This window comes from Arthrobacter sp. FW306-1B-F12A, from assembly GCF_058781865.1.
Window position 1 is genome coordinate 22,692 of the sequence record NZ_JBYSXD010000052.1, and the last position, 9,732, is coordinate 32,423.

The following is a 9,732-nucleotide window of genomic DNA, read 5'->3' on the forward strand; positions in this document are numbered from 1 at the left end:
TTGCTGCCGCGGGTCTACGGTTGGCTCAATGTCGGATTGGTCAAGGGGGACACATGGAATTCGCAGAACGGCTCTCGGCGCTTGCCGCAAAGGTGCGTCAGCAGCGCGAGGCTATTCAGACCGAGGAAGCAACGAAGAACGCATTCGTCATGCCGTTCATCTCAACGATCCTCGGGTACGACGTTTTCAACCCTCTTGAGGTCGTGCCGGAGTTCACAGCGGATGTGGGAATCAAGAAAGGCGAGAAGATCGACTACGCCATCGTGAAGGATGGCGAGATACAGATCCTCATCGAGTGCAAGAAGTCCATTGGACCGGTAAGGATCGAACACGCTTCCCAACTATTCCGCTACTTTGCAGTCACAAATGCGCGGATTGCCATACTCACCAATGGCGAGGTGTATCAGTTCTTCACTGATCTCGATGCTCCGAACCGTATGGACGAAAAGCCGTTCTTGGTGCTGGATCTCAATGACATCGATGATTCGCTCCTGCCGGAACTCCAGAAACTCTCAAAAGATGTCTTCGATCTTGACTCGATCATCAACGCAGCTGGCGAACTGAAATACATCGGCGAGCTAAAACGGACACTTGCCGCCCAGTTCCGCGAGCCTGAAAACGAGTGGGTCAAGTTCTTGACCACACGGGTGTACACCGGCCCATATACGCAGCGTGTGCGCGAGCAGTTCACTTCGCTCGTCAAAAAGGCATCGAAGCAGTTTCTCAACGATCAGGCCAATGAACGTCTTAAGAAGGCCCTCGGCTCTCAGACCTTTACGCAGATCGACGATTCGGCAATTCTTCCGAAGGTGACGAGTGAGCCGGTGGTTGAATCCGACCTCGCCGAGGCCGATGGTATTGAGACCACACTCGAAGAAATCGAGGGCTACCAGATTGTCCGGGCGATCGTATGCAGCGACGTAAAGCCCTCAAGGGTCTTCCAACGCGATGCCAAGTCGTACTTCGCCGTACTTCTGGATGACAATAACCGCAGGCCGATAGCACGCCTGCATTTCAACCGAACACAGAAGTACATCGGACCCTTCGACGAACACAAAGAGGAACGGCGTGTTCCCATCGACTCCCTTGAAGACATCTACGAACACGCTGACGCTCTTCGCGCCAGTGTGAAGGGCTACCTGTAATTGCTGCCGTAAGAGCGGTGGTCCGAGATGTCCGTTTCGCGTGTCTCGCCGAGCAATCCGCTGCGCGATATATTCGGAGGGTCTCGAACTGAGTTGTAAGAGCCTTGTCACCGGACTGGCCGAGCGAGGCTTGGTCTTCGTCCCTGCACGAAGGAGCACTCCATGACTGACACCAAACCGGTCCTCGTCGTCGGCGGCACCGGCCATGTCGGCGGCAAAGTGGTCGATGAACTGCTCGCAAGGGGAAAGAGCGTCCGGGCGTTGGTCCGGCCAGGATCGGACGCGAGCAAGCTCGAGGCCAAAGGTGTCGATATTGCCCGCGGCGACATGCTCGACCTTGCCTCTCTCGTCGCCGCTATGACAGGGGCCGACGCCGTTATCACCTCCGCGGCCGGGTACACCCGCCGGGACAAACGGGCCTTGGAGATCGACACGACCGGCAACACCAACCTAGCCGTCGCTGCGAGCCGGACGGGTGTCAGGCGATTCATTCTGGTCAGCATTCTCACCTCGGACCAGACACCGGACGTCCCGCATTTCTGGCACAAGAAGCTCACGGAAGACAAGCTGGAGGAACTGCGTGTCCCGTTTGTCGCACTTCGCCCCGGCGCGTTTCTCGACCAGATTACCCAGATGGGAGGAGACCCGTTCGAGAAGAAGCGCCTCACGTGGTTCGGCACCAAGACCGTCCCGCTGACCTTCGTGCTCACCTCTGACCTCGCTGGTTACCTCGCCGCCGCGGTCGACGCGGACGTCGCCGACGGAGAGCGGATCGACATCGGATGGGACCGAGCTGTCAGCATGCAGGATATCGCGGACCTCGCGTCGACTTTTGCGGGTGAGCAGGTCCGCGTGCGCTCGATGCCGGCCGGGTTGGTTCACGCGCTGGGCGCGCTAATGGGACCTTTCGTCCCTATGGTCAAGGACATGAACTCCATGCTCGCCTGGTTCGAGACCGGCAAATACGTCGCGGACACTTCGCGCCAAGCCGAAGTATTCGGACCGCCCCCGACGGCGGAAAACGCGGTCGCGCGCTTTGCTCGGAGTCTGGGGCACTAGGGGATCTACAGGTCCCTCAGCGAGGAATCCGCGTCGAGCCGGGCAAGTCTTGCGACGTGGCCGAGGGCTCCAAGGCACAAGAACAAAGGAACGAAGAGGAGTGCTCCGAGCACGAGCAGCCAGTTGGGCATGGCCCATGCGGTCACCGGCAGGAGGTCGAGCTGCAGTCCGTTGAAGACCGCCGTTCCTATGACGGAGCAAAGAGTTCCCAGGAGCGCCCCCGTCACGCCAATGATGAGGCCCACTGCAGCCAACTCGACCATGTAAACCCCTGCTATCGAGGCCCCCGACCAGCCGATGGCTTTAAGGAGACCCACTTCGCGGGCCCGCTGCTTGATCCAACTGCCGCCAACGGACACCCCGACGCCGAGGCAAAAGATGATCAGGAAGCCACCGATCACCCAGCTGACAAGGGCAAGAAGAGCGAAGAGGCCTGACAGGGACCGGATTTGGCCCGCTACGCTGTTCACGGAGTACCCGAGGGCTCGGACTTGGTTTTGCACGTTGACCACTTCATCCGCTGAGTCAACGCGCACATATGCGCGGGGATAGACCAGCGTTTTGGTGGCTGGCCGGGCATTGGCGAGTGTTGACTGAAGTACCTTGCTGGAGACGTAGGCAGCTTGTGCGCCATCCGTACGCGGCGACGAGTTGTCATAGATACCTGAGACGCGGAGCGATATGGAAACGGGTTCGCCGTTGCCGGGGCCGATTTCCTTCGTATACACGAAGCTCATTTCCTTGCCGAGCAGCTCGGTGTATTTCTGGCCCTGACCCTTGTCGGGGAGCAGGATCTGGCCTTCCCCAGGGCCGTCTTCGGAGACATCGCCGAGCAGTATTTTCGGGGTGATGCCGCTGATGAATGGCGTACCCATGAACGCGCCTGGGTTGTTCGGTGACGGCCAGTTCGCTGGGTCCTCTATGGCGAGGTCAATTTGTGCCCAGCCGAAGGATCCCACCACATGATCGATTTGGTCGAACCGGGACAACGAGTCGTCAGTGATCTCGCGAGCTGAGTCTGGACCGACTGAAGTCACCTCCACATAATTCAGTGCGGAGTTGGTGCTGATCTTGTTTGAGTATGAACTTATGCCTGCCCCAACGATGCTGTCGGCGAATATGAATACCGCGATGCCAAGACTCATCAGGACCGCGAGTGGCCTCAATTTCGAGAGAGAAAGCCGCACCGACCTCGCAGCAAAGGCTCTATTTCTGTTCAAGGAGCAACTCCTTCATCGGAAGCTGACGGTGGGCCACATGCTGGAAGACTTCGTCATGGGAAGCGACGAGGACACCGCACCCGCCGTCGGCGCCCCTTCGCATGGCGTCCAGGATGGCTTCAGTGTTTGGCGCGTCAAGACCCGAACTTGGTTCGTCCGCTAGTAGCAGCGATGGTTCGTTGATCAGTGCGCGGCAAAACGCGACTCTTTGTTGCTGGCCGCCGGAAAGCCTCTTCGCTTGCCGGTCAGCGACCGCCGCAAGACCGAAGCGTTCCAACTGCTCCGTAATCGTTGCGCGTGTCATGGGCTTGCTGCTGGCAAGGAGAACATTTTCCAGCGCCGTAAGTTCGGGAAGAAGGTTGCTGCTCTGAAACACCATTCCAATTTCGCTCGAGCGGACACGACTAGCCGTCCGGGACGATGCATCGGTTCTGTCGTTACCGTTGATCCACACTTTGCCGGCATCGGGGGTCGATAGAAGTCCGGAGATATTCAGGATGGTTGACTTCCCCGAACCCGATTCACCTCGCAGCCAGACGATTTCACCTGCCTGGACGTTCAGGCTGACTCCAGAAAGGACCAACTGTCGGGTCCCACGTTCATCTGAAAAAGACTTGGTGATGTTCTCAAGACGAAGTACCGAAGTCACTTGTTCTCCCCGAAATCGTAGGCACCCGGGACCGCGATCATGGCAGCTGAAATCGAGAGGCTGCATGGTGACGCTTTGTCTGGTTCCATCCGATACAGAGACGGGAATTCTTTACAGCCTTTCAGAGTCCGCAGTTCCTCGGCCGCCTTGTCGAAGTCGTTTGATCCAAGTCCGGACCGACTTGCGTTCGTCATGGCGGTCAACGCCCGAAAGTAGTTCAGGCCCTTTCCTCTGGATGAACCGATGAGCTGCGGGAGAGCGGACTGGACGGCCGGAAACATTGATCTCACTTCTTCGCTGTTTGAGAAGTACATGGAGTTGGAGAGCGCCATTAGCGCTCCGGAAAGTAGATGTTCAACCCCGGGGTCTGCGTCGAACGTCTCCAGTCGCGCCAACCGGGCATTAGGCTCAAGCTGCACCAGAACATCCACCAGGTCGATGTACCCGCTGAGATTTGCGAATGTCACGGCAGCCGGAAGCGCTGCCCTTCCCTGCTCGATGATCGAACCGTAGCTCCCCCAGGATGAAGGTCCGGAGCGTTTCAGTGCCACAAGTGCCTTGAGTTGGGTGATTAAGTCCGCTTCGGCCGACTTCAGCACCCGTTCCAGTTCACCTCGGGTTCGCTCACTTGCGACCGCGGGAAAACTCGTGTCGAGGAGTCTCGCGGCAAGATACGTCCCGTGGACCGAGCCGTTGGCGAGAGATGATGACTCGGGCATCCGTATGAGGCCGTTGGTTCCCTGGAGCTTCGTCAGGTCTTCTTTGACGGCGGAGACGTCGTTGGTCGGCGCGGCAGGATCGGCGCCGCAGGCAGCCAGGCCAAAGAGAGCCAGGGCCATCAACCGCAGACCTTTGGCACGTCGTATGCAACGCGAAATCCGACGACGGAAACCGGCGCCCATCCTCACATTCTCCGAGCCTGAATCTGTTGACCCGGCAGCGGCCTATCCGTCACTTCAGAATCCTTTTCTTGTCGCAGGAACTCAACTTCAAGTGTTCTTTGAATTCATTGATCCGTCCGATGAACGCAACCTTGGCGTCGAGCGATCAATCAATTACTAGGCTTTGACGAGTCCTTTCCTGTAGCTCGCTATAAGGAGAACTGCTACATACAGGAAGAACAATCCGCCGCCGACTAGAGCCGGCAGACGGGGAACAGTCTCCGCGACAATCGCGGCGAGCGCTGGATCCGCGAAACTGATGAGCGACGATCCCGCCCTGAACGGGAGAAACGCGGCCGCCGATGTTCCCCAAATCTCGATTCTTTCCAGCAGATGGCCCAGCAGAGGTTCTACCAGCGCCGATCCGGCTACTAGCAACGCCACTGCGCCTGCTCGGGGCAACAGGAGTCCTGTTCCAATGCCGAGAAGAGCCCATCCGTTCGCTAGAACCAAACAGCCAAGCAGAACCCTGGGGTCGGATTCGAAGAGGTTCGAGCTCCCCAGGACAGCATTCGAAACAATCACGGACATCAACGTGGACGCGGTCGTCCACGTCGTTGTTACCGACAACGTCATCACTACCTTGGCCGCGAACAGTGCGCTCCGTTGGGGCATCGCCAAGAGTGCCAGACAAAGCGTCCCGTATCGCTTCTCCTGCCCAAAAGAGAAGATCCCAAGCAGGCCCGCGGCAAGGAACACCAAGGGAGAACGGGTAGCTGCTACCGTTGCCGCCTCGCCAGCAGCCGGGGCGGTCATTTCTGGAGCCATGTTGGCGATCATCAGGGACATCGCCCAACTGAACACGACCGATACCAAAATCGTCGCAGCGGTCAGCACGTAGAACCCGCGAGTTGTGATCAGCCGGACCCACTCGTAGCGCATTGCGTCCCTCACGGCTTGCCCCCAGATCCACGGCGCTGACATTCACGGACTCCGCGGCCCAGAATGTCGTTGTAGCCGTCCTCCAAAGTTCGAAGCGTCGTTGTTAGTTCAAAGAGCGTGAAGCCAAGCTTGTTGGCCAGGGTGCCCACGTCTCTCGCCGTCATTCCGTCGATGACTAGAGACTCCCCGTTGAAGGTCACGATCAAGCCGTCCTCAGCGCGCAATCGAGCGGCGAACTCGTGGGGACGGTCCACCGCGACGGTGACGTTTGGCCCTGAAGTCGTTGTCTTGAGTTCTTCCATCGGACAATCAGCCCTGAGACCTCCACCGTGCAGAACCAAGACGCGGTCCGCGAGCTTCTCTAGCTCGCTCAAAATATGAGTCGAAAGCAAGATTGTCCTGCTCTCGCCCGCCAAGCTGCGGATTGTGTTCCGAAACCAATTAACACCCTCCACGTCCAACCCATTGATGGGTTCGTCGAGGATCAGCACTTGAGGCTCGGTCATCAGTGCCGCTGCGAGCGCGAGACGTTGCTTCATCCCCATCGAATAGGAAGCGGGCGACTTGGTCGCATGCTCACTTAGACCCACCCGGTCGAGTGCGAACTCAGCACTTCGCCTTGATATGCCAGAAGCCGCCCCGATCATCCGAAGATGGTTCATAGCCGACCGACCGGGGTGAAAAGCCTCCGTCGACAGCAGCGATCCCACCGCCAGCTGTGGCCGTGTCAGGGTTCGATAGGGTTTCCCGTTGAACGTCGTCTCACCGGCTCCAGGAATCAGGTTGAGCATCCGCTTCATCAAGGTTGTCTTGCCGTGTCCATTGGGACCAACGAGCCCGACTACCTCTCCGGGGCCCAAAGCAAAGGAAATGTCTTGGAGCACCTCCTTTGCGCCGTAGCTCGCACCGACACCGTCAACAACGATTCTCATTTCACCCCCACGCATTCATCGCCCGGCCCGTTAGCGGCCTGCGACTTGAGGTCCTCCAGCCGGACCGTAACCGCTTCCGGTAACAAGTCCTGAAGTGAGTGCGTCACGATAACCACGAGCTTGGACTCCGCCCAGCCTCTGATCTCCTCAAGCATGTAGGCCACGCCCTCGGTGTCAGTCCCGTTGAACGGTTCATCGAGGACTACGCAATCGAACTGGCCGACGGTGTTCATGACGTACCAGAGTTTGCGCACATTTCCTGTGGACAGGTTCCCCGCGTTCTCGCCTAGCCACGGTTCCATCCCCAGCGCGGTCGCCCGGAGTATTTCGGGACCAGGATCGAGATCTCGGGCAATGCAGGCAAACACCAGGTGATCACGGGCGGTCATCTGAGCGAAGAGCGCCGCTTCGGACCGGCACACCCTCCGACTGCTTCTACTTCCAGGGTCATCGGCGCTGGCTCCGTTGACAAGGATCGTTCCGGCCCACGGAGACAGATAACCACTGGCCAGTTCGACGAAGGTCGATTTTCCGGATCCGTTCTTCCCCTGCAAGTGGATCAAGGCGGGTCCGGTGAACGCGAAGGACACGTTTTCGTAGACGGGACGTTCGGCGGAGTATCCGGCAAACACGCGGTCGAAGACTATTTCTGGGAGAGAATTCTGCGTTGCAGGCAAATCTTTGCACCTCCAGTGAGAAGAGCCGTGTACATGATGGCGGCAATGGTTGCGGGGACGTTGCCCAGGAGGAGAAGGCCGAGCACCGGAACAGCAAGCAGTAAGCCAATGAACGCTCCCGCGAGGGACATTTCCATCGAGCCGTCGGCCTGCCGGACTTTGACCTTGCTGTAGGCGTTTCCAATAATGTTGCTGCTCGCAATCGACCACGGAATCAGGAGAGTCTCCACGGGAAGGACGCCGGTTGCAGCCCAGACAATGACTCCCATCGCTGGTGCCGCAAGCAGCGCCAGGAGCACAGACTGCGTCAGGGCCACGCCCCATGCAAGAGAATTGAGGCCGAACCCGGATTCCCAGCTGTATCTCAGCTGCGGAAGAAGTCCGATCGGGTTGTTCGCCTTGCACATGAGTTCATTCCCGACGACTCCCACCATGAAAACGATGCAGGCGCCAGCGTTCTGAATTCCGGGGACTCCAGGAAGGAAGTCCGGCCCGATCCCGCCCCCGCGAAAGCCGATCGCAGTAGCAGCAGCCAGAAGCAGGCAGATTCCGATTCCACGGAACAGGGCAAACGACCTGTCCCTGACGAGATTAACTGTGAGGACCCGCCAGAGCATGGCGACCGGCGTCGTCGTCTTCCATACGAACTCCCTGACGCGCCGCGGGACCCGGGCGTTTACGGGAAACGATTGCCTCCTGATCGCTCGAACGTTCCGGATTGTGAGAAGGGGAAAAACGACGACGGCGATCGCCACCGCCGTCGCGATCCAGCCGCCTGGCGCGCCGGTTGCGTTGGGTCGCAGGTCCAAGCCGGGCGCTGCCGAGGCTAGTACAAGCACCCCTCGGGCGAGGATGGCCCCTAGCAACCCGGCCAAGAGGCAACCCCCGGCGAAGACGGTCCATCCCACGGCCAGACCCGGAATGCGAGGATCACTTGCGGCCAGCTTGGAACTCCAGGCAAGCCAGGTCGCAGTCAAGCCGAAAGGGACAGCTAAGAGGGTCAGGGCCAATGGGCCGCCACTTCCACTTTCCTCTTGCACAACAACCCATGCCGCGGTGCAGACGGCTCCCGACAAACCAAACAAGATGGAAGCCCGAGGAACTGCCTCGGCCAGAAACACATGGTGCATTGAAACATCGGTCGCACGGAAGAGCTCCCTGTTTGGATTGAACCGGACTGCAAATCTCCGGCTGCTGAGGGCTTCCCGCGCGAGCGCACCGACGCAGATATAGAGGCAGACGGCGAGTGCCAACAGGATGATTGCCATCGTTGCAGCACTTCCCGCATGGCTTCCCGCGGCGTCGGAGGACAGCGCCTCATGCAGCAGCCGCATGACAAATAGCGATCCGGCCAGGACAGCACAGACCAAAGTAACCCCGCTAGCCACTCCGAGGACCACGAGTGTGCGAATGGATATCGGCCATCCCGTGACCGCCAGTATGCGTACTCCCGTGAATGTGTAAGCCGCTCTTAGACTCCCCATTGCCGATGCCTAGAGACGATTGACGGATTTGCTTTGAGCCGACTCTGCATCCACGATGAGGGCCACGGTTCCGATACACATGGCGCCGATCGTCCAGAGCCATAACGGAAGCGAGCCGGGCAAACCGACGGTCGATGCCCCAATGAAAACACCGCCGCCCATCCCACTGATGATGAACAGAACCGCATCGCGCTTGGGACTTCGTCTTGTTGCGAGCACCACCGACAGGGAGATCGCTCCAACAGTCAAGGACGTCCATGCAAGCGTTGGAGTTCTCGGTTCGTGAAGGAGCCCGACGACGATGCTGCCGGCGATGCACGCGAGTACAAACGCTGTGGCGATAGTTCGGACTGTTGATGAGTAAATCAATGTCAGACCTTTCTAGGATTCAGAGGGCTAGGGAAACCGCTGCCGTTGCGAGCGAGGTTCCAAAAATGGCGGCAGTCGTTTTGGAGGAAGAACTCGACAACTGCTTTCGGAACATGAAGGGAGCGCATGCTCCTACGAGGCCCACGTATAGGAATGTTGTCCAGTGGTCCTTCGGGGATGTAAGCGACAACAGAAGACTGACTAGCTGAACTCCGAGGAGGGACACGATTGCCGTGCACCCCAGTAGTCCGATTCTGAAACGGAATCCTCCACGTTTAAGCCGAGGAAAGAAGGTGCGGGACTGCCCCCGGTTTTGTTGACTCCTTGACCTAGCGAGCTGGTGCTCGTGGAAGGATGTTGACCATGCCGACGGC

Annotated in this window: 10 protein-coding genes; 2 read left to right on the forward strand and 8 right to left on the reverse strand. The window is 58.8% G+C overall.

What is annotated here, in order from left to right; translation table 11 throughout:
* Positions 1 to 53 precede the first annotated feature (53 nt).
* Entirely contained in the window at positions 54 to 1,145 is a 1,092-nt protein-coding gene (locus tag AC3WJU_RS19175; protein WP_492260591.1) for a type I restriction endonuclease, read from the forward strand.
* Between the two features lie 162 nt (positions 1,146 to 1,307).
* Positions 1,308 to 2,204 carry an NmrA family NAD(P)-binding protein gene (locus AC3WJU_RS19180; protein WP_492260592.1) on the forward strand — a complete coding sequence of 299 codons (897 nt, stop codon included), beginning with the start codon at positions 1,308 to 1,310 and terminating at the stop codon, positions 2,202 to 2,204.
* A 5-nt stretch (positions 2,205 to 2,209) separates the two neighbouring features.
* Here AC3WJU_RS19180 and AC3WJU_RS19185 read toward each other — a convergent pair whose 3' ends face one another.
* The 8 genes from AC3WJU_RS19185 to AC3WJU_RS19220 all read right to left on the reverse strand — a co-directional run bounded on the left by AC3WJU_RS19185 (position 2,210) and on the right by AC3WJU_RS19220 (position 9,238).
* The gene (locus AC3WJU_RS19185; protein WP_492260593.1) at positions 2,210 to 3,241 is read right to left on the reverse strand and encodes an ABC transporter permease; all 1,032 of its coding nucleotides are present in this window, start codon (positions 3,239 to 3,241) and stop codon (positions 2,210 to 2,212) included.
* Between the two features lie 169 nt (positions 3,242 to 3,410).
* Positions 3,411 to 4,073, reverse strand: a complete 663-nt coding sequence (locus AC3WJU_RS19190; protein ID WP_306961988.1) for an ABC transporter ATP-binding protein — start codon at positions 4,071 to 4,073, stop codon at positions 3,411 to 3,413.
* On the reverse strand, positions 4,070 to 4,912 hold the full coding sequence (locus AC3WJU_RS19195; RefSeq protein WP_492260594.1) for a hypothetical protein: 843 nt from the start codon (positions 4,910 to 4,912) through the stop codon (positions 4,070 to 4,072). Before AC3WJU_RS19195 ends, AC3WJU_RS19190 begins: the two co-directional genes overlap by 4 nt.
* 219 nt (positions 4,913 to 5,131) lie before the next feature.
* Positions 5,132 to 5,908, reverse strand: coding sequence for a hypothetical protein (locus AC3WJU_RS19200; RefSeq protein WP_492260595.1), 777 nt, complete (start codon positions 5,906 to 5,908; stop codon positions 5,132 to 5,134).
* Positions 5,905 to 6,828 carry an ABC transporter ATP-binding protein gene (locus AC3WJU_RS19205; protein ID WP_492260596.1) on the reverse strand — a complete coding sequence of 308 codons (924 nt, stop codon included), beginning with the start codon at positions 6,826 to 6,828 and terminating at the stop codon, positions 5,905 to 5,907. Before AC3WJU_RS19205 ends, AC3WJU_RS19200 begins: the two co-directional genes overlap by 4 nt.
* Entirely contained in the window at positions 6,825 to 7,460 is a 636-nt protein-coding gene (locus AC3WJU_RS19210; RefSeq protein ID WP_492260597.1) for an ABC transporter ATP-binding protein, read from the reverse strand. The genes AC3WJU_RS19205 and AC3WJU_RS19210 overlap by 4 nt, the downstream gene beginning before the upstream one ends.
* A gap of 11 nt (positions 7,461 to 7,471) precedes the next feature.
* Positions 7,472 to 8,893, reverse strand: coding sequence for a hypothetical protein (locus tag AC3WJU_RS19215; RefSeq protein ID WP_492260598.1), 1,422 nt, complete (start codon positions 8,891 to 8,893; stop codon positions 7,472 to 7,474).
* Between the two features lie 105 nt (positions 8,894 to 8,998).
* The gene (locus AC3WJU_RS19220; RefSeq protein ID WP_492260599.1) at positions 8,999 to 9,238 is read right to left on the reverse strand and encodes a hypothetical protein; all 240 of its coding nucleotides are present in this window, start codon (positions 9,236 to 9,238) and stop codon (positions 8,999 to 9,001) included.
* Positions 9,239 to 9,732: the final 494 nt, after the last annotated feature.

Bases quoted from the DNA above. Each gene is read 5' to 3' on its own strand.
- AC3WJU_RS19175 (WP_492260591.1), top strand. From the start codon at position 54: ATGGAATTCGCAGAACGGCTCTCGGCGCTTGCCGCAAAGGTGCGTCAG.
- AC3WJU_RS19180 (WP_492260592.1), top strand. From the start codon at position 1,308: ATGACTGACACCAAACCGGTCCTCGTCGTCGGCGGCACCGGCCATGTC.
- AC3WJU_RS19195 (WP_492260594.1), bottom strand. From the start codon at position 4,912: ATGGCCCTGGCTCTCTTTGGCCTGGCTGCCTGCGGCGCCGATCCTGCC.
- AC3WJU_RS19205 (WP_492260596.1), bottom strand. From the start codon at position 6,828: ATGAGAATCGTTGTTGACGGTGTCGGTGCGAGCTACGGCGCAAAGGAG.